The 25122-nt window shown below is 73.5% G+C and carries 24 protein-coding genes; 4 read left to right on the top strand and 20 right to left on the bottom strand.

Annotated features, from left to right (window positions below):
- Nucleotides 1–30 precede the first annotated feature (30 nt).
- From NMK34_RS12075 to ruvC, 7 genes are all read right to left on the bottom strand, one after another.
- On the bottom strand, nt 31–597 hold the full coding sequence (locus NMK34_RS12075) for an adenine phosphoribosyltransferase (RefSeq protein ID WP_135239397.1): 567 nt from the start codon (nt 595–597) through the stop codon (nt 31–33).
- 97 nt (nt 598–694) lie between these two features.
- Nucleotides 695–1882: a protein translocase subunit SecF gene (gene secF / locus NMK34_RS12070; RefSeq protein WP_135239396.1), complete on the bottom strand. Its 1188-nt coding sequence runs from the start codon at nt 1880–1882 to the stop codon at nt 695–697.
- Between the two features lies 1 nt (nt 1883).
- Nucleotides 1884–3797: a protein translocase subunit SecD gene (secD, locus tag NMK34_RS12065; protein WP_318333453.1), complete on the bottom strand. Its 1914-nt coding sequence runs from the start codon at nt 3795–3797 to the stop codon at nt 1884–1886.
- A 224-nt stretch (nt 3798–4021) separates the two neighbouring features.
- Entirely contained in the window at nt 4022–4366 is a 345-nt protein-coding gene (yajC, locus tag NMK34_RS12060) for a preprotein translocase subunit YajC (RefSeq protein ID WP_135239395.1), read from the bottom strand.
- Between the two features lie 140 nt (nt 4367–4506).
- Complete coding sequence (gene ruvB, locus NMK34_RS12055) at nt 4507–5571, bottom strand: Holliday junction branch migration DNA helicase RuvB (RefSeq protein ID WP_318333452.1); 1065 nt, start codon at nt 5569–5571, stop codon at nt 4507–4509.
- The gene (gene ruvA / locus NMK34_RS12050; protein ID WP_318333451.1) at nt 5568–6170 is read right to left on the bottom strand and encodes a Holliday junction branch migration protein RuvA; all 603 of its coding nucleotides are present in this window, start codon (nt 6168–6170) and stop codon (nt 5568–5570) included. Before ruvA ends, ruvB begins: the two co-directional genes overlap by 4 nt.
- Nucleotides 6167–6694 (bottom strand): crossover junction endodeoxyribonuclease RuvC, encoded by a 528-nt coding sequence (gene ruvC, locus NMK34_RS12045; protein ID WP_318333450.1) that lies wholly within the window; start codon nt 6692–6694, stop codon nt 6167–6169. Before ruvC ends, ruvA begins: the two co-directional genes overlap by 4 nt.
- A gap of 184 nt (nt 6695–6878) precedes the next feature.
- Here ruvC and NMK34_RS12040 point away from each other — a divergent pair, with 184 nt between their 5' ends.
- Both NMK34_RS12040 and NMK34_RS12035 read left to right on the top strand, forming a co-directional pair.
- A complete protein-coding gene (locus NMK34_RS12040) occupies nt 6879–7661 on the top strand; it encodes a 3-hydroxybutyrate dehydrogenase (RefSeq protein ID WP_318333449.1) in 783 nt (260 codons plus the stop codon).
- Nucleotides 7662–7675: 14 nt separating this feature from the next.
- Entirely contained in the window at nt 7676–9595 is a 1920-nt protein-coding gene (locus NMK34_RS12035) for a helix-turn-helix domain-containing protein (protein WP_318333448.1), read from the top strand.
- Between the two features lie 37 nt (nt 9596–9632).
- On the opposite strand, the gene NMK34_RS12030 is transcribed toward NMK34_RS12035, so the two are convergent.
- The 3 genes from NMK34_RS12030 to NMK34_RS12020 all read right to left on the bottom strand — a co-directional run bounded on the left by NMK34_RS12030 (nt 9633) and on the right by NMK34_RS12020 (nt 12999).
- Nucleotides 9633–10241, bottom strand: coding sequence for a TetR/AcrR family transcriptional regulator (locus NMK34_RS12030; RefSeq protein WP_318333447.1), 609 nt, complete (start codon nt 10239–10241; stop codon nt 9633–9635).
- Between the two features lie 11 nt (nt 10242–10252).
- Nucleotides 10253–11818 (bottom strand): MFS transporter, encoded by a 1566-nt coding sequence (locus NMK34_RS12025; RefSeq protein ID WP_318333446.1) that lies wholly within the window; start codon nt 11816–11818, stop codon nt 10253–10255.
- Between the two features lie 119 nt (nt 11819–11937).
- On the bottom strand, nt 11938–12999 hold the full coding sequence (locus tag NMK34_RS12020) for an FAD-dependent monooxygenase (protein ID WP_318333445.1): 1062 nt from the start codon (nt 12997–12999) through the stop codon (nt 11938–11940).
- 54 nt (nt 13000–13053) lie between these two features.
- Here NMK34_RS12020 and NMK34_RS12015 point away from each other — a divergent pair, with 54 nt between their 5' ends.
- Nucleotides 13054–13611, top strand: a complete 558-nt coding sequence (locus NMK34_RS12015) for a TetR/AcrR family transcriptional regulator (RefSeq protein ID WP_318333444.1) — start codon at nt 13054–13056, stop codon at nt 13609–13611.
- 48 nt (nt 13612–13659) lie between these two features.
- Here the strand turns inward: NMK34_RS12015 and NMK34_RS12010 are convergent, their stop codons facing one another.
- From NMK34_RS12010 to NMK34_RS11970, 9 genes are all read right to left on the bottom strand, one after another.
- Nucleotides 13660–14301: a transcriptional regulator gene (locus NMK34_RS12010; RefSeq protein ID WP_318333443.1), complete on the bottom strand. Its 642-nt coding sequence runs from the start codon at nt 14299–14301 to the stop codon at nt 13660–13662.
- 193 nt (nt 14302–14494) lie between these two features.
- On the bottom strand, nt 14495–15511 hold the full coding sequence (locus NMK34_RS12005) for a branched-chain amino acid ABC transporter permease (protein ID WP_412098949.1): 1017 nt from the start codon (nt 15509–15511) through the stop codon (nt 14495–14497).
- 65 nt (nt 15512–15576) lie between these two features.
- Nucleotides 15577–16458, bottom strand: coding sequence for a branched-chain amino acid ABC transporter permease (locus NMK34_RS12000; RefSeq protein ID WP_318333442.1), 882 nt, complete (start codon nt 16456–16458; stop codon nt 15577–15579).
- A gap of 1 nt (nt 16459) precedes the next feature.
- Nucleotides 16460–17716: an ABC transporter substrate-binding protein gene (locus tag NMK34_RS11995; RefSeq protein WP_318333441.1), complete on the bottom strand. Its 1257-nt coding sequence runs from the start codon at nt 17714–17716 to the stop codon at nt 16460–16462.
- 42 nt (nt 17717–17758) lie between these two features.
- Entirely contained in the window at nt 17759–18451 is a 693-nt protein-coding gene (locus tag NMK34_RS11990; RefSeq protein WP_318333440.1) for an ABC transporter ATP-binding protein, read from the bottom strand.
- Nucleotides 18438–19199, bottom strand: a complete 762-nt coding sequence (locus NMK34_RS11985) for an ABC transporter ATP-binding protein (protein WP_318333439.1) — start codon at nt 19197–19199, stop codon at nt 18438–18440. The genes NMK34_RS11990 and NMK34_RS11985 overlap by 14 nt, the downstream gene beginning before the upstream one ends.
- A 330-nt stretch (nt 19200–19529) precedes the next feature.
- Entirely contained in the window at nt 19530–20606 is a 1077-nt protein-coding gene (locus tag NMK34_RS11980; RefSeq protein ID WP_318333438.1) for an alcohol dehydrogenase catalytic domain-containing protein, read from the bottom strand.
- Nucleotides 20603–22045, bottom strand: a complete 1443-nt coding sequence (locus NMK34_RS11975; protein ID WP_318333437.1) for an aldehyde dehydrogenase family protein — start codon at nt 22043–22045, stop codon at nt 20603–20605. Before NMK34_RS11975 ends, NMK34_RS11980 begins: the two co-directional genes overlap by 4 nt.
- A 45-nt stretch (nt 22046–22090) precedes the next feature.
- On the bottom strand, nt 22091–22744 hold the full coding sequence (locus tag NMK34_RS11970; RefSeq protein WP_318333436.1) for a TetR/AcrR family transcriptional regulator: 654 nt from the start codon (nt 22742–22744) through the stop codon (nt 22091–22093).
- An 87-nt stretch (nt 22745–22831) separates the two neighbouring features.
- Between NMK34_RS11970 and NMK34_RS11965 the strand changes: the two genes are divergently transcribed.
- Nucleotides 22832–24004 carry an acyl-CoA dehydrogenase family protein gene (locus tag NMK34_RS11965; protein WP_318333435.1) on the top strand — a complete coding sequence of 391 codons (1173 nt, stop codon included), beginning with the start codon at nt 22832–22834 and terminating at the stop codon, nt 24002–24004.
- A 4-nt stretch (nt 24005–24008) separates the two neighbouring features.
- Here NMK34_RS11965 and NMK34_RS11960 read toward each other — a convergent pair whose 3' ends face one another.
- Nucleotides 24009–25046 carry an aminotransferase class V-fold PLP-dependent enzyme gene (locus NMK34_RS11960; protein WP_318333434.1) on the bottom strand — a complete coding sequence of 346 codons (1038 nt, stop codon included), beginning with the start codon at nt 25044–25046 and terminating at the stop codon, nt 24009–24011.
- Between the last annotated feature and the right edge of the window lie 76 nt (nt 25047–25122).

The raw sequence follows: 25122 nt of genomic DNA, 5'->3' as shown, positions 1-25122 counted from the left end.
GCGCCGACCGGCCCGACGGGCGCGGCCTGGTCAAACGGTCAACAGGGCATGGACCGGACGCTGGGCCAGCCGCTTACGGCCCTCCAGGAAGCCCAGTTCCAGCAGCACGGTGAAGCCGGCGACCGTTCCGCCGGCGCGTTCCACCAGGTCGAGCGTCGCCTCGGCAGTGCCGCCGGTGGCGAGCACGTCGTCGAGCACCAGCACCCGGTGCCCCGCGGTGAAGGCGTCCTGGTGCACCTCCAGCGTCGCCTCGCCGTACTCCAAGGCGTAAGAGGCGGAGTGCGTGGCCCGGGGCAGCTTGCCGGCCTTGCGCACCGGCACCACGCCCACGCCGGTGGCGTACGCGACCGCCGCCGCCAGCACGAACCCGCGCGCCTCGATGCCGGCGACGGTGTCGAACGAGTCCGGCCCGTGGTACGCGATGATCCCGTCGATCACCGCCCGGAACGCCTCACCGTCGGCGAACAGGGGCATCAGATCCTTGAACACGACACCCGGCTTGGGGAAGTCCGGCACGTCCAGCAGCCGGCTGGCGACGAGCTGGGCGACCTCCGGGCCGCTGTCTCCCCGTACCCCTGTGGTGTGGGTCTCCGTCACGGTGCGTCCCATGTCCTCTCGAAACGACGACGGCGTCCGTCATGCCGTGACAACAGCATGACGGACGCCGTCGGACCGATTCCGTCCGGCCCTGCGGTCAGCGGCGCTTGCCGCCGGGCCGGTTGCCGCCGCCCCCGGCGGGACGGCCGCCGCGGGCGCCACTGGGGCGCTTGCCCGCGGGCCGGGCACCCACCTTGGGTGCGGCGCCGGCCAGCGCGGCCGCCTCCGGGTCGATCGGCGCGTCGGCGGCCGGCGCGGTGGCCGGCCGGCCCTTCGGCGTGATCTCGCCCTTGGCGATCGCGGCCCGGCGGGACAGCACGCGCTTGTTGTGCGCGCTGATCCGCGGGTCCATGTTCTTCAGCAGCACCAGCAGCGGCGTGGCCAGCAGGATCGAGGTCAGGAACGCCACCGCCATACCGACGAACAGCACCAGGCCGAGGTCCTTCAGCGTGCCCGCGCCGAGCAGGCCGGCGCCGATGAAGAGCAGACCGCCGACCGGCAGCAGCGCCACGACCGAGGTGTTCAGCGACCGCATGAGGCTCTGGTTGAGCGCCAGGTTGGACGCCTCGCCGTAGGTGACGTTGTTGTTCGCGGTGATGCCGCGTGTGTTCTCCTGCACCTTGTCGAAGACCACCACCACGTCGTAGAGCGCGAAGCCCAGGATCGTGAGGAAGCCGATGATCGTCGACGGGGTGACCTCGAAGCCGACCAGCGAGTAGATGCCCGCGGTGAGGACCAGGTTGGTCAGCAGCGAGACGATCGCGGCGACCGCCATCCGCCACTCGAAGCGCAGCACGAGGTAGATCGACACCACCGCGATGAAGATCACCAGACCGAGGAAGGCGCGCGAGGTGACCTGGCTGCCCCAGGCCTCGGAGACCTGGCTGCCGCTGATCTGGTCGGCCTGGATGCCGAACTCCTGCGCCATCGCGGTCTTGGCCGCGTTGGCCTGCTCCGCGGAGAGCTGGCCGGTCCGCATCTCGTAGAACTCGCCGCTGGTGCCGCCGACCTTCTGCGCGCTGACCACCTCGACGCCGGGCGCCTCGTCGGCCAGCACCTCGTCGACGACCTGCTCGGCGCGGTCCAGGGTGCCGACGCTGGCCGGCACCTGGAACGAGTTGCCGCCCGCGAACTCGATGCCCAGCTTGAAGCCGCTGATCGCGAAGCTCAGCACGGCGATCAGCATGAGCACGCCGGCCACGCCGAACCACAGCTTGCGCCGCCCGACGATGTTGAGATCAGCCTCGCCCCGGTAGAGCCGGGCGGCCAGACCGCTCTTAGCCATCTCAGGCCTCCTTCACACGCGGGTTGCGGGCGGTGCCCGGCTCGGCCGACCGGGCCGGCAGTGCCCGGCCCAGACCGCTGACCCGCGGCGACAGGAACGCCCGGGTCCGGGCGAACATCGTCATGATCGGGTGGCGGAAGAGGAACACGACGACCAGGTCGAGCACGGTGGCCAGGCCGAGCGCGAAGGCGAAGCCCTTCACCGCGCCGACGGACACGATGTAGAGCACCACCGCCGACATCAGCGTGATGGCGTTCGCCGAGATGATCGTCCGGCGGGCCCGGATCCAGGCGCGCGGCACCGCGCTGCGTGGACTGCGGCCCTCGCGGATCTCGTCCTTCAATCGTTCGAAGTAGATGACGAACGAGTCCGCCGCGACGCCCAGCGAGACGATCATGCCGGCGATGCCGGCGAGCGTGAGCGTGAAGCCGATCGACCGGCCGAGCACCACCAGCGCGCCGAACACCAGCAGCGCGGAGAGCACCAGGCTCAGGAAGATGACCGAGCCGAGCAGCCGGTAGTAGAAGAACGAGTAGATGATGACCAGCAGCATGCCGATGCCGGCGGCCAGCAGACCCGCCTTGAGGTGGCTGTCGCCGAGCGTCGCGGTGACGTTCTGCTGCTCCTGCGGCTCGAACGTCACCGGCAGCGCGCCGTAGCGCAGCTGGCTGGCGAGCGCGTTGGCGGCCTTGTTGTCGAAGCTGCCGGTGATCTGCGAGTCACCGGTCAGCACGCCCTGGATCTCCGGGGACGAGACGATCTCGTTGTCCAGCACCACGGCGACCCGGCACTTGCCGTCCTGGCCGAGCGCGGTCTGGTCGCAGGCCTGGCCCTCGTTGGTGAAGGCCTCGCGGGTCAGCGCGGTCCACTTCTCCTGGCCGCTGCCGGTGAAGTTCAGGCTGACCACCCAGGAGCTGGTCTGGTCGAGCTGGGCGGAGGCGTTCTTGACGTCGGTGCCGAGCACCTTCGCCACGTCCAGCAGGTACTTCGCGCCGGACTCGCAGGCGACCGCCTTCTGCTTCTCGTCCTTGATCGAGGCGGCGGGCCGCGCGTCGAGCTGGGCGCAGGTGATGGTCGGGACATTGAACTGCATCTCCACCGGCAGGACGGCGATCTCCTGCGGGGTGAGCGTGCCGAACGGCTTGAGCTTGTCGGCCAGCGACGGGTCGGTGGTCAGGTCCGCCGGAGCCTGGAGACCGGAGGCGGCGGCCCAGGCGGCCGCGCCGACCTTCTGCTCGACGGCCTTGCGCTGCTGTTCGATGCTCTGCGGCACCGGCTCGGCGCTGGCGCTCGGGCTCGGCGCGGCGGCGCTCGGGCTCGCGCTCGGGGCGGCGGCGCTCGGCGTCGCCGACGGGGAGGCCGGGGCCATGCCGCCCTGGCCGCCGGCGCTCGGCGAGCCGCTCACCTTGGGGCTGGCGCTCGCCTTCGGCGACGCGCTGCCCGACGGCGTCGGGCTGGCGGCACCGGACGGGGTCGCGCTCGGGACCGGCGCGGGCGCGGCGGCGGCACCGCTGCCGTCGGTGGCCTTGAGCACCTTGCGGAAGCGCAGCTCGGCGGCCTCACCGACATCGGTCAGGTCGCGGTTCTGGCCGGGCAGGGAGATGACGATGTTGCGGTTGCCCTCGGTGACCACCTCGGCCTCGGCCACGCCGTAGGCGTTGACCCGGCTCTCGATGATCTGACGGGCCTCCTCGAGGTTGTCGGCGGTCGGGGGCTTGCCGTCCACCGTGTTGGTGGCCTCGAGCGTCAGCCGGGTGCCGCCGACGAGGTCCAGGCCGAGCCGGGGCTCCAGCCGGTCCTTCCAGCCACCGCTGGCGCCGCCCGAGAAGAACACCAATAGATAGAGGACGACGAAGATGAGCCCGAGCACGGCGAGCTGCCGCCCGGGCCGCATCTGTCCCTGAGGTGGTGCCACGGCTGTCCTGTCTCCCTGTACGGTCGCGCCGCTTCCACGGCGGCGACAACTGTCGGGCCGGGGGTGTCCGCCCGACTGCTCCGGCGGGTCGGCACCGGAGGACGGCACGCCGGCTGGTGCGCGGCGCGGGGGCGCCGCACGGCCCGGCCGGATGCCGGCGCCGCGCGCCGACCCCAACTATCCACTTGTACGGATGAATCCGCTGCCCCGTCCGGGACGGGTGGTCACTCCTTGACCGGCTCGGCTTCCTCGGTGATCGTCTCGGCCGCCGGCGCCTCGGCGCGCTTGATCACCCGCGCGACGGCGGGGCGGGCGTACCGGGTCTGCACGCCCGGGGCGACCTCGAGCAGGACCGTCTCGTCCTCGACCGCGGTGACCGTGCCGTGCAGGCCGCCGATGGTGACCACCTCGTCGCCCGGGGAGAGGGCGGCCTGCATCTGCTCGGCCTCGCGGCGGCGCTTCTGCTGCGGACGGATCATCATGAAGTACATGACGACGAAAAGCAGAGCGATCATGAGGATCGGCGTCAGGCTGCCGGCTCCCCCGCCACTCGCTGCTGCGTAAAGCACGGTGTAGACCTTCCGGTTGGCGTCCGCCCCGGCGCCGGAGGGCGCCGCAGTGGAAGCGGATTCTCACGTCCTGTACAAACCGCGGCGAAGTCTAGTCCCTGCTCCTGAGAAGACCGAATGCGGCACAGATCACGAACGGATCACGGCTGATCGGTCTGCACCGAGAACAGATCGGGCCCCGGTGGGGCATCCGCACCAAATGTACCATTCGGGGGCGTACGGCCCAGATGGCGCCAGGCGGCCTCGGTCGCCACCCGCCCGCGGGGCGTCCGGGCCAGCAGGCCGGCCCGGACCAGGAACGGCTCGCAGACCTCCTCGACCGTGTCCGGCTGCTCGCCCACCGCCACGGCGAGCGTGGACAGGCCCACCGGGCCGCCCCGGAACGAGTCGACGAGCGCGGTCAGCACCGCCCGGTCGAGCCGGTCCAGGCCGAGCGCGTCCACGTCGTAGACGGTCAGCGCGGCCCGAGCGGTCTCCAGCGTGACCACGCCGTCGGCGCGGACCTCGGCGTAGTCGCGGACCCGGCGCAGCAGCCGGTTGGCGATACGCGGGGTGCCCCGGGACCGGCCGGCGACCTCCGCCGCGCCGTCGGCGGTGATCGGCACGCCGAGGATCCGGGCCGACCGGTGCAGCAGCGTCTCCAGGTCGGCCGGCGCGTAGAAGTCGAGGTGCGCGACGAAGCCGAACCGGTCGCGCATCGGGCCGGTCAGCAGGCCGGAGCGGGTGGTGGCGCCGACGAGCGTGAACGGCTCCACGTCGAGCGGGATGGCCGTGGCACCCGGGCCCTTGCCGACGACCACGTCGACGCGGAAGTCCTCCATGGCGCTGTAGAGCAGTTCCTCGGCTGGCTTGGCGATCCGGTGGATCTCGTCGATGAACAGCACGTCGCCCTCGGCGAGGCCGGTCAGGATCGCGGCCAGGTCGCCCGAACGCTCGATGGCCGGGCCGCTGGTCACCCGGATCCCGGTACCCAGCTCGGCGGCGACGATGTTGGCCAGGCTGGTCTTGCCGAGGCCGGGCGGACCGGAGAGCAGGATGTGGTCCGGCGGCGAGCCGCGCCGCATCGCGCCCTGCAACAGCAGGTCGAGCTGGTCCCGGACGCGGTCCTGGGCGATGAACTCGGCCAGCCGCTTCGGCCGGACGCTCGCCTCCGCGTCGCGCTCGGCGTCGTCGACGTACGCCGAGACCAGGTTCTCCCCGGTCATCGGGTGCGGCCCAGGAGGCGGATCGCCTGCTTGAGCAGCACCGGCACCGGCGGGGTGTCGCCGTCGACGGTCTCCGCCACCGCGGCCACCGCCTGCTCGGCCTGACCCGCCGTCCAGCCGAGGCCGACGAGGGCCTGGCGGACCTGCTCCGGCCAGGCGCCCGCGGTCACCCCGGCCGCGCCGTCGGCACCAACCGGCACCGGGCCGACCCGGTCGCGCAGTTCCAGCACCAGCCGCTCGGCGCCCTTCTTGCCGATGCCCGGCACCCGGGTCAGCGCCGCGGTGTCGGCGTTGGCGATGGCCTTGCGGACCGCGTCCGGCGTGTGCACGGCGAGCACCGCCTGGGCCAGCCGGGGACCGACCCCGCTGGCGGTCTGGAGCAGCTCGAACAACTGCTTGGCGTCGTCGTCGGCGAAGCCGTAGAGGGTGAGCGAGTCCTCCCGGACGACAAGGCTGGTGGCGAGCCGGGCGGGCTGGCCGACGCGCAGGTCGGCGATCGTGCCGGGGGCGCACTGCACGGCCAGGCCGATGCCGCCCACCTCCACCACCGCGTGATCCGGGCCGGTGGCGGTCACCGTGCCGCGTACGCTCGCGATCATCGCGTCCCTCCTCGTCGGGCCCGTCGCGCGGCCTCGGCCAGCTTGGACCGGGTGCCGCCGCGCCACACGTGACAGATGGCCAGCGCCAGCGCGTCGGCGGCGTCGGCCGGCTTCGGCGGCTCGGGCAGCCGCAGCAACCGGGTGACCATGGTGGTCATCTGTTTCTTGTCCGCCTGCCCCGAGCCGGTCACCGCGGCCTTGACCTCGCTCGGCGTGTAGGTCGTCACCGGCAACCCGGCCCGGGCCCCGGCGAGCACCGCGACACCGCTGGCCTGCGCGGTGCCCATCACGGTGCGGACGTTGTGCTGGCTGAACACACGCTCCACCGCGACCGCGTCCGGCCGGTGCTCGGCGACCAGGTCGGTGAGCGAGCGGTCCAGGTGCAGCAGGCGCAGCGCGAGGTCGTCCTCCGGGTCGGTGTAGACCACGTAGTAGGCCACGAGCGTGCAGGGGCGCCCCGGCACGCCCTCGACCACGCCGACCCCGCACCGGGTCAGCCCCGGGTCGACGCCCAGCACGCGCACGCCGCCTCCTCCCCGAGCCGCCAGCAGTACGTGTGTTCGACACACCCTACTGGTGCCCGCCGACGCCGGGACCGCCGGACACGCCGGGTGCGGGCGGTGACGCGGCGCACCACACAGGCGGGCGGTGGAGTATGTGTCGCCGCCCCATGTGCCAGGGGGCAACCGGCTCGTACGTTCATGCGCCATGACGGCAGAACCCGTGGCGGTCCCCCACGTCGTACACGTCGACCTGACCGGTCGCACCGCGCTGGTCACAGGTGGTGGCGGCGGCATCGGACGGGCCTGTGCCCTGCGCCTGGCGGCGGCCGGCGCGACGGTCGTGGTGCTGGACCGCGACGTGACGGCGGCCGAGGCGGTGGCCGCCGAGGCCGGCGGCCGGGCGGTCGGGATCGACCTGGCCGACCCGGCGGCGGTGGACCGGCTCGGCGTCGACGCCGACATCGTGGTCAACAACGCCGGGCTGCAGCACGTCGCGCCGGTGCAGGACTTCCCGGTGGAGCGCTTCGAGTACATCCAGCGGGTGATGGTGGAGGCGCCGTTCCTGCTGATCCGCCGCGCGCTGCCCCGGATGTACGCGAACGGCTGGGGCCGGATCGTGAACATCTCCTCGGTGCACGGGCTGCGCGCCTCGCCGTTCAAGGCCGCGTACGTCTCGGCCAAGCACGCGCTGGAGGGCCTGTCCAAGGTGGTCGCGCTGGAGGGCGCCGCGCACGGCGTCACGGCCAACTGCATCAACCCGGCGTACGTGCGCACCGCGCTGGTGGAGAGCCAGATCGCCGACCAGGCGGCCACCCACGGCATCGGCGAGGACGAGGTGGTCGAGAAGATCATGCTGGCCCGGGCGGCGATCAAGCGGCTGATCGAGCCGGACGAGGTGGCCGAACTGGTGGCGTACCTGTGCTCCCCGCCCGCCGCGTTCCTCACCGGCACCTCGATCGCCCTCGACGGGGGCTGGACGGCGAACTAGTGGGCCCGCGCACAATGTCGGTCATGTCGTCGCCGGTGGAGTTCCTGGAGCTGCTGGCGCGCGAGGCCGCCGCGGTCGAGTTCGAGGGCCCGCTGGTGGCCGCGCGCGCCGCCGGCCTGCCCGCCGAACGGCTCGCCGAGCTGGAGCAGGCGAAGGTGGTGGCGCTGCGGGTACGGGCGCTGCTGGCCCGCCGCCGGCGCCGGGAGACCGAGCTGTCCGGCCTGTACGACACCGCGAGCGACCTGGCCGGGCTGCGCGACCTGGACGACGTGCTGCGGGCGATCGTGCACCGGGCGCGGATCCTGCTCGGCACCGACGTGGCGTACATGACGCTCAACGACGACGAGCGCGGCGACACGTACATGCGGGTCACCGACGGCTCGATCTCGGCCCGGTTCCAGCGGCTGCGGCTGGAGCTGGGCGACGGGCTGGGCGGGCTGGTCGCGCAGACCGGCACGCCGTACGTCACCTCGAACTACCAGGAGGACGAGCGGTTCCGGCACACCGGGGAGATCGACGGCGGCGTGGGCGAGGAGGGCCTGGTGGCCATCCTCGGCGTGCCGCTGCGGCTCGGGTCCAGCGTGATCGGCGTGCTGTACGCGGCCAACCGCTCGGCCCGGCCGTTCGCCCGCGAGGAGGTGTCGCTGCTGGTGTCGCTGGCGGCGCACGCGGCGGTGGCGATCGACACCGCGCGGCTGCTCGCCGAGACCCGGGCGGCGCTGGCGGAGCTGTCGGCGGCGAACAGCACCATCCGGGCGCACAGCAGCTCGGTGGAGCGCGCCGCCGCGGCGCACGACCGGATGACCGCGCTGGTGGTACGCGGCGGTGGGATGGAGGACGTGGCGGCGGCGGTCACCGAGGTGCTCGGCGGCGCGCTGCTGGCGCTGGACGCCGAGGGCCGTCGGCTGGCCCGGGTCGGTGAGATCGAGGAGCCGGACCGGGCGGACATCGTGGAGGCGGTGGCCGCGTCCCGTACCGAGGGGCGCAGCGTGCGCCGGGGTCCGCTCTGGTACGCCGCGGTGGTGGCCGGCGCGGAGAACCTGGGCGCGCTGGTGCTGCGCCCGGACGACGAGCTGGTCGACGCCGACCAGCGCATCCTGGAGCGGGCCGCGCTGGTGACCGCGTTGCTGCTGCTGTTCCGCCGGACCGTGGCCGAGGCGGAGGGACGGGTCCGCGGTGAGCTGCTGGACGACCTGATCGCCCGCCCGCTGCGCGACGCCGACGCGCTCCGGGCTCGGGCCCGCCGCATCGGGGTGGACCTGGACGCGCCGCACGTGCTGGTGGCGGTCGGTGACGACGCGTTCGCCGAGACCGGCTCGGCCCGGCAGCGGGTGCTGTCCTGGGCCACCACGTACGCCTCGACCCGGGGTGGCCTGGCCGCGGCGCGTGACGGGCGGGTGGTGCTGATGCTGCCCGGCCGGGACGCGGGCGGCGCGGCCCGCGCGGTGGCCCGGGATCTGTCCCGGGTGACCGGCCGCCCGGTGACCGCCGGGGCGAGCGGGCCGTCCACCGGCCCGGCGTCGCTCGCGGTCACGTTCGCCGAGGCGGAGCGCTGCCTGTCCGCGCTGGGTGCGCTGGGCCGGGCCGGGCAGGGAGCGAGCACCACCGAGCTGGGTTTCGTCGGGCTGCTGCTGGGCGCGGTCGGTGACGCCGGGGACCGGGACGTGGCGCGGTTCCTCGCCACCACTGTGGGACCGGTGCTGGACTACGACGCCCGGCGGGGCACCGCGCTGGTGAAGACGCTGGAGGCGTACTTCGGGGTGGGCGGCAGCCTGGCCCGGGCCGCCGAACAGCTGCACGTGCACGTCAACACGGTCACCCAGCGGCTGGAGCGGGTCGGTCACCTGCTCGGCGCGGACTGGCAGCGGCCGGAGCGGGCGCTGGAGGTGCAGCTCGCGTTGCGCCTGCACCGGCTGCGCACACCCGCCCGCTGAGCGGCGGGCGGCGGACCGGCCGGGCAGGCGGCCCGGGTCAGCGGACGCGCAGGCCGTCCAGGACCGCGTCCACGATCCGCTCGGGCAGCAGCCGCTCGTCGCGCTCGGGGTGCCAGCGCAGCATCCGCTGGGTGAGCATCGGCGCGGTGAGCAGCGCCATCGCCACCTCGATGTCGAGGTCGGCGCGCAGCTCGCCCCGGTCGATCGCGCCGAGCAGCACCTCGCGCATCGCCGCCCGCCGGGGCTCGATGATCGCCTCGTACGCCTGCCGGTGCGCCGAACTGCGGTTCACCTCCGGCACCAGGCAGGGCATGATCTTGCGGACGCGGGGGTCGGCGTGCTGGCCCACCGCGCCGACGAGCACCACCAGGTCGTCGCGGACGGAGCGCCCGTCGGTGCGCGGCGCGGGCCCCTTGAGCGTGCGCAACGCGTCCAGCAGCAGCGCGTCCTTGCCCGGCCAGCGGCGATAGATGGTGGCCTTGCCGACTCCGGCGCGGTTCGCGATCGCCTCGATGGACAGCGACTCGACGGTGCTGCCCTCGGCCAGCAGGTCGAGCGTGGCGTCGACGATCGCCTCGTCCGCGCGGGTGCTCCGCGGTCGCCCGGGCGACCGCGGAGCATCCGCCGTGGAAGTCATGTCAGACATTGTCCACGAACCTATGCGGTACCGGCCAACTCCCTGTCCGTGACCGGCGGCGCGTCGGGGGCGACGACCGGCCGGCCCGGCATCCACCGCAGCACGATCACGATGCCGAGCGCGGCCACCACCGCGGAGGCGCCCGCCGCCCAGTGCATGGCCGAGACGAACGAGTCGTTCGCCGCGTCGATCAGTCGCGGCCCGTCGGGGCCGAGCCGGCCGGCGACCGCGTACGCCCCGGACACCGACTCGCGGGCCGCGTCGCGTACCGGGGCGGGCAGGGCGGCCACCGCCGGGCCGACCTGGTCGCGGTAGACGGCGGAGAGCACCGAGCCGAGCACCGCCACGCCGAGCGCGCCGGCCACCTGCCGCACGGTGTTGCTCACCGCGGAACCGACGCCGGCCTTCTCCCGGGGCAGCGACGACATGATCGACTCGGTGGCCGGCGGCATGATGTTCGCCATTCCGGCGCCCTGGAGGAAGCCCAGCGCCGAGAAGATCCAGATCGGGGTGTCCGCGTCGATGAAGACGAACGCGGCGAGCGCCACAGTGGTGAGCAGCAGCCCGGCGGCCGCGACCGCCCGGCCGCCGTAGCGGCGGACCATCGCCGCACTGCGCGGCGCGAAGATCAGCTGGGCCGCGGCGAACGGCAGGAACAGCAGGCCGCTCTCCAGCGGGCTGTAGCCCCGCACGAGCTGCAGATAGAACGCCCCGAAGAACATCACGCCCATGGCGGCGAAGAAGACCAGCCCGACCAGGGCCACCGGCGCGGCGAACCGGGGCACCCGGAACAGCCGGACGTCGAGCGACGGGTGGTCGCTGCGCAGCTCGTGGGCGACGAACCAGCCGAGCACCGCGAGGCCGCCGAGCACCGCGACCCACACCTGCGGGCGGCCGAAGCCGTGCTCGCCGCCGTCGATGATGCCGTAGGTGAGCGCGACCAGGCCGACCACCGAGAGCAGCACGCCGAGCAGGTCGACCCGGCCGGGCTTGGGGTCGCGGGACTCGGGGACCAGGGCCGCGACGAGCACCACGCCGAGCACCACCACCGGCACGTTGATCAGGAAGACCGAGCCCCACCAGAAGTGCTCCAGCAGCGCGCCGCCGAGCACCGGGCCGATCGCCACCGCGAGGCCGACCGCGCCGGCCCAGACGCCGATCGCCTTGGCGCGCTCGCGCGGGTCGAAGACGTTGGAGATGATCGAGAGCGTCACCGGCATGATGGCCGCGCCGCCGACGCCCATCAGCGCGCGGGCCGCGATCAGCTGGCCCGGGTCCTGCGCGTACGCGGACAGCAGTGAGGACAGGCCGAACAGCGCCAGCCCGAGGATCAGGAAACGACGGCGGCCGAGCCGGTCACCGAGCACGCCGAAGGTGAACAGCAGCCCGGCGAAGACGAGCGTGTAGGAGTTGATCGCCCATTCCAGCTCGCCCTGGGTGGCGCCGAGGCCGTGCACCGGGTCGGCCAGCGTGCGCAGCGCGACGTTGAGGATGGTGTTGTCGAGGACGACCACGAGGAGGCTGATCACCAGCACCCCGAGGATCGCCCACCTCCTCGGGTGTCCGGTGTTCTCGTGTGGTTCCACGTCCGTGCTCCCCCCGGTTTCCCCGCGTCGGAATACGATACGGGTCAGACTCGTAACGGAGCCGAGCGTAGGTGAGCGGGTTTCGATACGGAACCGGTTCGTATCGAATGTGTCTCAGGTCACGCGGGCGGCCCGGCGGCCAGCGCCAGCCGCAGCACCGCGTCCCGCACCGGCAGCAGCCGCCGCACGCCGGACAGCCGCCCCGCCCACCGCGCGCCGGCCGCGATCCGCTGCGTCGGCCGCCGGCGCCTCCCGTCGTACGCGCGCAGCGCGGCCGGCAGATCGCCCGCCTCGCGTACGCAGTCCGCGAGCGCGACCGCGTCGATGAGTGCCTGGCAGGCGCCCTGCCCGAGGTCCGGGGTCATCGCGTGCGCGGCGTCGCCGAGCAGCGCGGTCCGGCCGGCCACGTACGACGGCAGCGGCGTCAGGTCGTGGATCTCGTGCCGCAGGATGCCGTCCGGGGTGAGCGCGTCGAGCACCCGCGGCACCGGCGGATGCCAGTCGCCGAAGAGGCGGCGCAGCTCGGCACGGTCGTCCGCCGGCGCCGGGTGCCCCTCGGGCAGCCGCACGGCGGCGTACCAGTTGGTGCGGCCCGGCCCGGCCGGGGTCAGCCCGAACTTGCGCCCCCGGCCCCAGGTCTCGCCGCCCTCGGTCAGATCCAGGTCGGCCACGCCGCGCCAGGCCACCGCACCCGCGTACCGCAGCGGGTACCGCCGCCCGTACATCTGCGCGCGCACCACGCTGTTGATCCCGTCCGCGCCGACCACCAGGTCGTACGCGTCGCGCAGCGACCCCGGGTCGGTCACCGGGGCGCCGAGGCGCAGTGCCGGTCCGGGCAGCGCGCCGGCCAGGACGGCGAGCAGCACCGGCCGGGTGACCAGGTGCACCGGCTCGCCGTGCCGGCGTTCCAGCCGGTCGACGTCGATGGTGGCGATCCGGCTGCCGTCCGGGCGCCGGATCGACCCGCCGGCCTGACGGCTGCCCCGGCGGCGCACCTCGTCGCCGACGCCGAGGGCGTCCAGGGCGCGCATCGCGGCGGGCCAGATGCCGAGCCCGGTGCCGGTATCCGGCAGTGCGGCCGAGCGTTCCAGGACGCTCACGTCCCAGCCCGCCGCCCGCAGGCCGACGCCCGCCGCGAGCCCGCCGATCCCGCCCCCGACCACGACCGCCCGTCCGCCCATGCCGTCACCGTACTACAGATGTAGTCGCCCGCACTACGCCTGTAGTCTGGCCGGGTGACCGATCGCCGGCGACTCCTGCTCGACGCCGCCATCCGGGTGCTCGGCACCGGCGGGCCGCGACAGCTCACCCACCGGGCCGTGGATGCCGAGGCGGGCCTGCCCGAGGGCTCCGCCTCCAACCGGTTCCGCACCCGGGAGGCGCTGGTCACCGGCGTCTTCGACCGGCTGGTCGAGGTGGAGACGGCGGCCTGGCAACGGCTCGCCGCGGACCTGGCGCCGGGCGACGTCGACGGCTTCACCCGCGTGCTCGGCCGGCTGATCCGGCGCTTCACCGACGAGGAACGGGTGGTCACGCTGGCCCGATACGCGCTGTTCGTGGAGTCGGCCGTGCGGCCCGAGCTGCGCCCCGCCATCGAGGCCGGGCGGGCGCGGCTGGCCGAGTGGGGGGTGCCGCTGCTCGCCGCGCTCGGCTCGACCGATCCGCCCGCCCACTTCCGGGCGCTGCTCGCGCTCGTCGACGGGCTCCTCGGCAACCAGCTCGCCGCTCCCGACGACCACTTCGATCCGGAGTCCGCCGTCGCCGCCCTGCTGCGCGGCTTCCGGGCCGGCTGACCGGCCGTCCGTCGGCTGCCGCGCGTGCCCCGGCCGGACGGATCCCGCCTACCGCTCCCCGTTCCGGTGGCCGGCGGCCTCGCGGCACACGGCGAGCGCGTCCGACAGCGTGGTCAGGTGTCCGGCCGGCGTGGCCGGTGGCGTGATCCAGCCCGGCCCGGCGCCGTGCACCCGCACCGAGGGGAACTCCCGCGCGAAGCGGACCACCCGGTATGCCCGCCCGGTCATCGGCGTCTGCGACCACACCACCACCGTGTGCGGGCGGGTTCGGCGCACCGCGCTGGCCAGCGCCGGCCAGGGCAGCGCGGCACCGAGCAGCAGGCTGCCCAGGCCCGCCTCACGCAGGGCAGCGGCGAGGGCGTGCAGGCCGAGGCAGTGCAGCTCCTGCTCCGCCCCGGCGAGCAGGATGCCACCGGCCGGGGGTGGGGTCCCCGGCCCACGCAGCAGCACGTCCAGTCCGGACCGCAGGCCCTCCGAGAAGGCGTGCTCCACGGCCACCTCGGCGGCGCTGCGGCCGGGCAGCGCGGCCAGCATCGGCGCGCACACGGCCTCCCATACCGGCGCCACCCCCCACTGGCCCGCGGCCTCGACGATCAGCGCGGCGACCCGGTTGCCGTCCAGGTCCTCGGCCGCGAGCGTGAGGTGCTTGCGGGCGGACTCGACGACATCGGCCGGGATCGGATCGGTCACCACCGGACGCACCCCTCGGTAGACGGTCACTACCGGGGGGTTCGTCGGAAGAGGGCGGCCTGGATGCGCCCGGGGCGGACCGGTCCGGACGGGACGCGCCGGCTAGGCCCTGCCGGTGGGGCGGCTCACACCGGCGCGCGGTCCGGTGGGGCGTCCCGGCGGCAGCCGACCGCGGACGCCGTCGTACGCCGGATCAGCCGGACCGGTCCCGGCGAGTCGCCGCCCGGCGCCGGGCCAGGTCGGCGACAGTGCCCCAGACACCCCGGCGGAACAGCAGCACGACGAGGACGAAGATGCCGCCGGTGACCAGCCCGATCGCCTCGAACCCGGAGAACGACAGCCAGTCCTCCAGGCGGACCACCAGGGCCGCGCCGAGCACCCCGCCCCACAGCGTGCCGATGCCGCCGAGCACCACCACGATGACCGCCTTGCCGGAGGTGGTCCAGTGCAGCACGTCCAGCGAGACGAATCGGTGGCCGACCGCGAAGAGCCCGCCGCCGAGCCCGGCCAGGAAGCCGGAGAGCACGAACGCGGTCAGCTTGTAGCGGTGCACCGGGTAGCCGAGCGCGCGGGCCCGGGCCGGGTTGTCCCGGATGCCGACCAGCACCCGGCCGAACGGCGAGTGCACGATCCGCCAGGCGACGAGCAGCCCGAGCAGCACGATCGGCAGGATCGCGTAGTAGAAGTAGTAGTCGTCGGTGAGATCGACGCCGAAGAATTCGCGCGGCACGCCCTGCAGGCCGTTCTCACCCTGGGTGACCGAACGCCACTCGTTGGCCACGTAGTAGACCATCTGCGCGAAAGCCAGGGTGACCATGGCGAAGTAGATCCCGGTGCGCTTCACCGCCAGGTAGCCGATCGGCAGCGCGAGCAGCGCCGCGCCCAGCGCCCCGGCCAGCACGGCGGCCGGGAACGGCAGGCCGGCATGGATCGCGACCAGCCCGGTCAGGTACGCCGAGGTGCCCCAGAACGCGGCATGCCCGAAGGACATCAACCCGGTGAAGCCGAGCAGCAGGTCCACCGAGACGGCGAAGAGCGCCCAGCACAGAATGTCCACCGCGACCGCCGGGTAGAGCCCGTTCGGCAGCCACAGCGCGACGAGCAGGCCGGCGGCGAGCAGCGCGTACCGGACCCAGCCGGGCGCCCGCGCGACGGCGAGCAGTCCGGACGGCGGCGCGGGCCGCCGGGCGGGCGTGGTGTCCGTGTCCACAGGGGTGGTCTCCGCCGCCTCGGCTCGCGACTGCGGGGCTCGCAGGCCCGGCTCACTCCTCGCGTTCACGCAGGTGCCTCCTCTCGGCCGAACAGGCCGGCCGGCCGCCAGAGCAGGACGGCGGCCATCACCACGAACACGACGGTCTGCGACACGAGCGGATAGTCGGACAGGTACGCCTCGCCCCACGCCTGGATCAGGCCGATGCCGAAGCCGGCGGCGACCGAGCCGAAGATCGAGCCGAGGCCGCCGATCACCACCACCGCGAAGACCACGATGATCAGGTCGGCGCCCATCAGCGGGTTGACCGCCCGCATCGGGGCGGCGAGCACCCCGGCCAGCCCGGCCAGGGCGATGCCGAAGCCGAACACCGGGGTGACCCACTTCCCCACGTCGATGCCGAACGCCCGGGTCAGCTCCGGCCGCTCGGTGGCGGCCCGGACCACCACGCCGATCCGGGTCCGCCCGAGCACCCACCAGACCGCCACGCACAGCAGCACGGTGAAGCCGAGGATGAAGACCCGGTACGTCGGGAAGTCGAAGAGTCCGAAGTCGATGGTCCCGCTCAGCTCGTCGGGGGTGGCGTACGGGCTGGACTGCACGCCGTACCGGGACTTGACCAGGTCCTGCAGGATCAGCGTCAGGCCGAAGGTGAGCAGGAAGTTGTAGAGCGGGTCGAGCCGGGTCAGCCGGTGGATCACCGCCCGCTCCAGCACCATGCCGAGCAGACCCAGCGCCAGCGGCATGATCACCAATGCGGCCCAGAACGGCACGCCCGCCTCGGCGAGCAGCACGTACGCCCCGAACGCGCCGAGCATGTAGAACGCGCCGTGGGCGAAGTTCACCACCCGGAGCATGCCGAAGATGACCGCGAGCCCGAGGGCGAGCAGGGCGTAGAACGCCCCGCCCACCAGCCCGTTGAACGTGTTCTGCAGGAACCCGGACATGTCAGAGCTTGCAGTCCGGGGACGGGGTGCGGAAGGCCTCCGCCGCCGGGATGGTCTTGAGGATCTTCACGTAGTCCCACGGCTCCTTGACCTCGGCCTGCGGCTTCACCTGGGCCAGGTACGCGTCGTGCACGACCCGGTGGTCCTCCGCGCGGATCTTGCCGTTGCGGAGGAAGAGGTCGTTGACCTCCTTACCCTCCAGCTCCTCGACCACGGCGTCCGCGTCGTCGGTGCCGGCGGCCTGCACCGCCTCCAGGTACTGCATGGCGGCGGAGTAGTTCGCCGCGTGAGCGAACGACGGACGGGTTCCGGTCTCGGACTGGAACCGGTCGGCCCACTCCCGGTTCTGCTTGTCGAAGTTCCAGTACCAGGCGTCGGTGTAGGTGGTGCCGGCCAGCGCGGCCGGGGTGAGCGAGTGGATGTCGGTGATGAACATCAGGCCGACGGCCAGCCCGACGCCCTTGTCCCGCAGCTTGAACTCGTTGTACTGCTTCACCACGTTGACCAGCTCCGCGCCGGCCTGCATGGTGCCCAGCACCTGCGGCTTCGGGTTCAGCGTCGGCGCCTTGAGCAGGAACGACGAGTAGTCGCCGCTGGTGTTCGGGAACGGCGCACCGTCGGAGCCGACGACCTGCCCGCCGGCCGCGGTGATGGCGGCGGTGAAGCTCTTCTCCATGTCCTGCCCGAACGCGTAGTTCGGGTAGAGGATGTACCAGTTCTTGCCGACCTGCTCGGTGGTCACCGTGCCGGTGCCGTGGGCCAGCATGTAGGTGTCGTACGCGTAGTGGAACGTGTACCTGTTGCAGCTCTTGCCGGTCAGGTCGGTGGTCGCCGCGCCGATGTTGAAGTAGAGCTTCTTCTTCTCCTTGGCCACGTCGGCGACCTTCAGGGCGGCCGAGGAGGTCGGCACGTCCAGGATGGCGTCGACACCCTTGCGGTCGACCATCTCCTGGGCCTTGCTGTTGGCCACGTCCGGCTTGTTCTGGTGGTCCGCGGTCTCCACGGTGATGTTCCTGGTCACCGCGTCGTCGCCGTGCTTGGCCTTGAAGTCGGCGATGGCCATCTCCACGGCCTTGACCGAGTTGCGCCCGGACAGCTCCGAGTAGGCGCCCGACTGGTCGTTGAGCACGCCCAGCACGATCTTGTCGCCGGTCAGCTTCTCCTCGCCGCCGGACTGCGGACCACCCCCGCCGCAGCCGGCCACCATCAGCGCCACCGCCGAGGCGGCGGCCACACCCACGCTCCTGCGCATGTTCATCCCCTTCGTACCGCGCGGTCCGCGCGGGTCAGCCGTCCGGATTCAGATGCCGAGATAAGCCAGCAGCTCGCGTTCCCGCGAGCGCACCTCGGCGTTCTCCATCGCCTCCGCGATCCGTCCCTCGGCCAGCAGGTAGTGCCGGTCGGCGACGCCGGTGGCGAAGTGCAGGTTCTGTTCCACCAGCAGCACTGTCACGCCGTGCTTCTTGGCCTCCCGCAGCAGGTCACCGACCTGCTGCACGAGCAGCGGCGACAACCCTTCGGTGGGCTCGTCGCAGAGCAGCAGCCGGGCGCCCATGCGCAGCACCCGGGCCAGCGCGAGCATCTGCTGCTCGCCGCCGGAGAGCATGGTCGCGGCCGAGTCGCGCCGCTCGTACAGGGCCGGGAATGCCTCGTACACCCGCTCCAGCGGCCACGGGTCGGGGCCGACCCGGGGCGGTAGGGTCAGATTCTCGGTGACCGTGAGCGTGGCGTACGCGCCCCGGTCGTCGGGAACCCAGCCGAGCCCGGCCCGCGCCCGCCGGTACGCCGGCAGCCGGGTGATGTCCCGGCCGTCGAGGTGGATCGCGCCGCGCTGGCCGGGGTGCAGCCCCATCACCGAGCGCAGCAGCGTCGACTTGCCGGCGCCGTTGCGCCCGACCAGGGTGACCACCTCGCCGGCGGCCACCTCCAGGCTCACCTCCCGCAGCACCTGGGCCTCGCCGTACCAGGCGGAGAGGTTCTCAATGCGCAGCATCCGCGGCTCCCAGGTAGGCGGTGATGACCCGCTCGTCGGCGCGGACCTGCTCGTACGGCCCCTCGACCAGCACCCTGCCGGCCTGCAGGACGGTGACCGTGTCGGCGAGCCGGCCCACCACACTCATGTTGTGCTCCACCATGACCACGGTCCGTCCGGTGCGGACAGCGGCGATCAGGTCGACGGTGCGGTCGACGTCCTCCAGGCCCATCCCGGCCGTCGGCTCGTCCAGCAGCAGCACCTTCGGGTCGAGGGCGAGCGCGATGGCCAGCTCCAGGGCCCGCTTGCGCCCGTACGCGAGTGCCTCGGCCGGCGCCTCGGCGAGGTCGGCCAGGCCGACCATGGCCAGCAGCTCGTCGGCCCGGTCCCGGTAGCGGCGCATCAGCTTCGCCGACCGCCAGAACCGCCAGCCCAGCCCGCTATGCGACTGGAGGGCCAGCTCGACGTGCTCCCGCGCCCCGAGCTGCGGAAAGAGGCTGGTGATCTGGAACGACCGGGCCACCCCGAGCCGGGCCACCCGCTCCGGTGGCATCCCGGTCACGTCGCGGCCGTCCAGCTCGATCCGCCCTTCGCTGGGCGGCAGGAAGCCGGTGAGCAGGTTGAACAGTGTGGTCTTGCCGGCGCCGTTCGGGCCGACGAGGGCATGCACGGTCTCCGGCGCCACGTCGAGGTCGACGCGATCGACGGCCCGGAAGCCCCGGAAGTCCCGGGTCAGCCCTCGGGCCGACAGGATCGCTTGCCCGGCCATCGCCTCACCCTTCGCAGGTCCGTACGCGACGGCCCGGTCGGTGACCGGGGTCACAGGGGCGTCGCGTGCAGGAAACCTATGAGGAGTCGAAGTGGTCGAGCCATGTCGGCCCACCACACATTCACCCCGGCCGGTACGGACCTGGCCTCCATAGATGTCGGTCACCCCCGACCGGGTCCGGTCCGATCGATGGCCGTCGACATGTGGCACGGCACCGTCACCGGCCGGCGGCGCACTCCGGCAGGTCGGGTCCGTCCGCGTGGGAGAAGACCGACGTCCTCGACGCCGGGCGGCGGCTGCCCGGCGCCGCCGCCCGGATCGAGGGGGACGTCAGTCCGGGAACGTGACCACCCAGCGGGCGCCCTCGCCGCGGGCCAGCCGTTCCAGCGCCGCGGGCGCCTCGGTCAGCGGCACCGTGCCGCTCACCAGCGGACCCAGGTCCAAATCACCGGCGGCGAGCGCGCCGGCCAGTTCCGGCACCTCCCGGTCCGGGTCGGTCGAGCCGTACACCGAGGAGCGCAGCGTGCGCGCGGAGTGGAAGATGTCCAGCGCGGAGAGGCTGAGCATGTCGTCGCGGGCGCCCATGCCGACCACAGTGACCGCTCCCCCGCGCCGCGTCGCCCGCCAGGCGGCGCGGATGGTGGCGGACCGGCCGACGCACTCGAACGCGTGGTCCACGCCGCGCCCGTCGGTGCGGGCCCGGATCTCCTTGCCCAGCCGGTCGTCGGAGCGCAGGAAGCCGGTGGCCCCGGCGGCGAGTGCGAGATCCCGCTTGGCCTCCACCACGTCCACGGCGAGGATCGGCGACGCGCCGGCCCGCCGCGCGGCGGTCAGCACGGCCAGGCCCACCCCGCCGAGCCCGATCACCGCGACCGACTCGCCGGGCGCGACCCGCGCGGTGTTGCGGACCGCGCCGACGCCGGTGAGCACCGCGCAGCCCAGCACCGCGGCCTGCTCCGGCGGCAGTCCGGCGGGCACCGGTACGGCGGCGCGCTGCGGCACCACCACCTCCTCGGCGAGCGCCCCGAGCCCGAGCGTGACCTCCAGCGGCTCACCGGCGGCCGTCTCGCCCCGCGGAGTGGACGGGTTGGGGTTTGCGGCGCAGAGCCACGGCTCGCCGTGCCGGCAGTGCCAGCAGTCCCGGCAGGCGGGCGCCCAGTTCAGCACCACGGGTGTGCCGGCCGCGATCGTGGTGCCGGGCCCGGCCTCGGCCACCACGCCGGTCGCCTCGTGCCCGAGCACCAGCGGGTACGCGGGCGCCAGCGTGCCGTCCACCATGGCCAGGTCGGAGTGGCAGATGCCGGCGGCGCGGATGCGTACCCGCAGCTCACCCGGGCCGGGCGCGGGCAGGCGTACGTCCTCGACCGCCGGGGTGGCGCCCCGTCCGCGTACCACGAGCGCCCTCATCGCTGGATCGCCTTCAGCTCGGTGAACTCCTCCACGCCGTACGCGCCGAGTTCCCGGCCGAGGCCGGACTGCTTGTAGCCGCCGAACGGGGCGAGCGGGTTGAACGCGCCGCCGTTGACGTCCACCTGGCCGGTACGCATCCGCCGGGCCACTGCCAGCGCCGCGTCGGAGTCGGCGGACCAGACCGCGCCGGCCAGCCCGTACCGGGAGTTGTTGGCGATGGCGACCGCCTCGTCGGTGTCGGCGAACGGGATCACCGCGAGCACCGGGCCGAACACCTCCTCCTGGGCGAGCGCGCTGTCCGGGTGCACGTCGGCGAAGACGGTGGGCGCGACGAAGTGCCCCCGCTGCGGCAGTGGCGCGTCCGGGCCACCGGCGACGAGCCGGGCGCCGTCGGCGAGCGCCCGGTGGACGTGGTCGCGTACCCGCTGGGCCTGCGCGGCGGAGGCCAGCGGGCCGAGCCGGGTGGCCGGGTCGAAGGGGTCGCCGAGCCGGTAGCCGGCCACCGCCGCCGCGACCAGGTCCAGCGCCTCGGCGTAGCGGTCGCGGTGCACGAGCATCCGGGTCCAGGCGGTGCAGGTCTGCCCGGAGTTGAGCAGCGCGTTGCCGACGCCGACCTTGACCGCGGTGGGCAGGTCGGCGTCGGCCAGGATGACGTTCGCCGACTTGCCGCCGAGTTCCAGCGACACCCGGGCGATCCGCTCGGCGGCGAGGTGGGCGATGCGGCGGCCGGTGGCGGTGGAGCCGGTGAACGAGACCAGGTCGACGCCGGGGTGCGCGGCGAGCGCCTCGCCGACCACCGAGCCGGTGCCGGGCACCAGGTTCACCACGCCGGGTGGCAGGCCGGCGTCGGTGATCGCGTCGAACAGGAGGTACGCGGTCAGCGGCGTCAGCTCGCTGGGCTTGAGCACCACTGTGCACCCGGCGGCGAGCGCGGGCGCCACCTTGGCGACCACCTGGTGCAGCGGATAGTTCCACGGGGTGATCGCGCCGACCACGCCGACCGGCTCCCGGACGACGAGGGAGTTGCCGACGGTGTGCTCGGCGGCGGGGCGGGCGGCCAGCTCGACCATGCTGCGCAGCACTGTCAGCGGCAGGCCGGCCTGGACGCGGGTGGCGAGCTTGAGCGGCGTGCCCAGTTCGGTCGCCACGGTGCGGGCGATCTCGTCGGCGCGGGCGGCGAGCGCGGTGTGCAGCCGGTCCAGGTGCGCGGCCCGCTCGGCAGGGGCGGTGGCGGCCCAGCCGGGGAACGCGGCGCGGGCGGCGGCGACCGCGCGGTCCACGTCGGCCGGTGTGCCGGCGGGCACCTCGCCGACGATGCTCTCGGTGGCCGGGTTCTCCACCGGGATGGTGTCGCCCGAGGTCGGGTCGGCCCAGTCACCGGCGACGTGCAGGTGGCGGCGCGTCAGCAGGGCGGGAGGGGCGGCGGCGAGATCCATGGCGTCCTTCGGGGGCGGCGGAAACTAGCGGTGGGAGTTTTGACGCTACTCCGGACCGCCGACCCGTTCCAGCGGGGCGACGGTGGCGGCGTACTCGGCGGCGAGCCCGTGCAGCAGCGCGTCCAGGCCGAGCGCGAACGCGCCCTCGTCCACGCTGCGCTGGTGCCCGGCGAGCCGGTGCGCCTGGTTGAGGTGCGGGTGCGCGGCGTAGAGCGAGGGGTCCTCGACGAAGCCGCGGGCGAACGAGCCGAGCGCGGACCCGGCCACGAAGTAGCGCATCGCGGCGCCGATGTGGGTGGCCCGCGCGGGCGGCCAGCCGGCCCGGACCAGCGCGCCGTAGACCGCGTCGGCCATGGCGAGCGCGGCCGGACGGCGGCCCGGCCCCTGCGCCAGGTACGGCACGATGTTCGGGTGCGCGGCCAGCGCGGCCCGGTACGAGCGCGCCCAGCGGCCGAGCGCGTCCCGCCACTCGTACTCGTCGAAGACGCTGATGTCGACTGTCGCCGCGACGCCGTCGGCCACCGCGTCGAGGATCTCATCCTTGGTGGCGAAGTGGTTGTAGAGCGACGGGCCGCGGACACCGAGCGCGGCGGCGAGCCGCCGGGTCGAGAGCGCGTCCAGCCCGTCGGCGTCGATCAGCGCCAGCGCGGTCTCGACGATCCGGTCGCGGGTGAGCAGGGCCTGTCGGGGTCGGGGCACCTGGTCATCATCCTCCCTTCGACATCGGGTCTGGACGCGGTAAAACTTACAGCGCTAGTTTAGAGCCAGTCGACCTGAGGGGGCACCGTGGACTTCGCACTGTCCGACGAGGAACGCGCGATCCGGGACACCGTCCGCACGTTCGTCACCCGCGAGGTGATGCCGCTGGAGGCGGAGGTGCTGCGCCGCGAGCGCGCCCACCAGCCCGGCCTGGACCGCTCCGAGCTGCGCGAACTCCAGCTCAAGGCGAAGAAGTTCGGCTTCTGGGGGCTGGCCACGCCGGAGGAGTACGGCGGGATGGACCTGCCGGCGGTCATGCAGTCGCTGATCTGGACCGAGCTGGGCCGCAGCTTCGTGCCGTTCCGCTTCGGCGGCGAGGCCGACAACATCCTGTTCCACGCCACCGAGGAGCAGAAACGTGAGTTCCTGATCCCCACCATCGAGGGCGAACGCATCTCCTGCTTCGCCATCACCGAGCCCGGAGCGGGCTCCGACGCGGCGAACATCAAGCTGCGGGCCCGCCGCGACGGCGACGACTGGATCCTCGACGGCGAGAAGACGTTCATCACCAACGGCAACGACGCCGACTTCGCCATCGTGGTCGCGGTGACCGACCCGGAGAAGGGCGCCCGCCGTGGTGGCGCGACAGCCTTCCTGGTGGACCGCGCGATGGGCTGGCGCTCCGAGTTCATCCAGACCATGGGCGAGGGCGGCCCCGCCTCACTGATCTTCGACGGCGTACGGGTGCCGCACCGCAACATCCTCGGCGAGATCGGGCAGGGTTTCATGCTCGGCATGGAGTGGATCGGCAAGGGCCGCTACACCATCCCGTCGCACGCCATCGGCATCGCCGAGCGTGCCCTGCAGATGGCGATCGACCACGCCAACACGCGCGAGACGTTCGGCGCGCCGATCGCCACCAACCAGGCCATCCAGTGGATGATCGCCGACTCGGAGACCGAGCTGGAGGCGGCCCGCTGGCTGATCCTGCGCTCGGCCTGGACCGTCGACCAGGGCCTCGACCCCCGGCATGCCTCCTCGATGGGCAAGCTCTACGGCGCCGGCATGGTCAACCGGGTGGTCGACCGGGTGCTCCAGATCCACGGCGGCATGGGCTACACCCGGGAGCTGCCGATCGAACGCTGGTACCGGCAGGTCCGGCTGTACCGGATCTTCGAGGGCACCGACGAGATGCAGCGGCTGATCATCTCCCGGGATCTGCTGCGCGGCTATACGAAGATCGGCGGCCACCTGGCCTGAGCGGTCAGCCGGTCAGCGCCTCGACCGCCCGGTCCACGTCCTCCTCGGTCGTGTAGAGGTGGAACGAGGCGCGGACCCGGCCCGCCCGGACCGCCGCGCGAACCCCGGCGCGGGCCAGCCGCTCCTGCGCGTCCGGCACGTCCACGCTGACGATCGCACTGTCCCCCGGCGGCCGGCCCAGCCCGGTCAGGAACCGGTTGGCCAGCCCCACGTCGTACGCGCGCACCGTCTCCGGGTCGAGGTCGGCGAGCAGTTCCAGTGCGGGCGCCGCCCCGACGTAGCACAGCCAGGACGGGGAGATGTCGAACCGCCGGGCGTCGTCGGCCAGGCGCAGCGGCGTCCCGTAGTAGGAGGCGTGCGGGTCCTGGCCGGCGTACCACCCGGCCGCGTCCGGGCGAATCCGCTCGCGCAGTTCCGGCGCCAGGTAGGCGAACGCCGAGCCGCGCGGCGCCATCAACCACTTGTACGCCCCCACCACCACCGCGTCCGCGCGGTCCGCGGCGAACGGCAGCCACCCGCACGCCTGCGTGGCGTCGACCACCACGACGGCGCCGTGCGCCCGGGCCGCCGCGACGATCTCGTCGTACGGGGTCACTGTGCCGTCGGCGGACTGCACCACGCTGAACGCCACCAGGTCGGTGTCGGCGTCGATCGCGTCGACCAGGCCGTCCAGCGGCACGGTGCGGACCCGCACGCCCCGCTCCCGCTGCACCAGCCAGGGGAACAGGATCGAGGTGAACTCGCTCTCGGGCACCACCACCGTCGCGCCCTCCGGCAGGCTCGCCGCGATCGGCGCGACCAGCTGCGACACGGCGGAACCGATGCTCACGTCGGCGACGTCCACACCGGTCAGCCGGGCGAACGCGGCCCGGGACCGGTCCACCGACTCGTCCCACACCTCGAACGACACCCGCCCGGTCCGCCAATCGGCGAGCACCTGCTGCACGGCGTCCCACACCGGCTCGGGCGGCAGCCCGTAGGTGGCGGTGTTCAACCAGCCCGGTTCCGGCTGCCACAACTTCTGCGCCTGCTCCAGCTCCATGCCACCGACGCTAGCCACCCCCACCCCCACCCCGACACCGCCAATCCCACCCCCGTGGCCCACCCCCGCCCTCGCT

Source organism: Micromonospora sp. BRA006-A, from assembly GCF_033433935.1.
In the GTDB taxonomy this organism is placed as follows: domain Bacteria; phylum Actinomycetota; class Actinomycetes; order Mycobacteriales; family Micromonosporaceae; genus Micromonospora; species Micromonospora aurantiaca.
The sequence above is the reverse complement of the archived record's forward strand: the minus strand, read 5'-3'. Positions and strand labels throughout refer to the sequence as shown.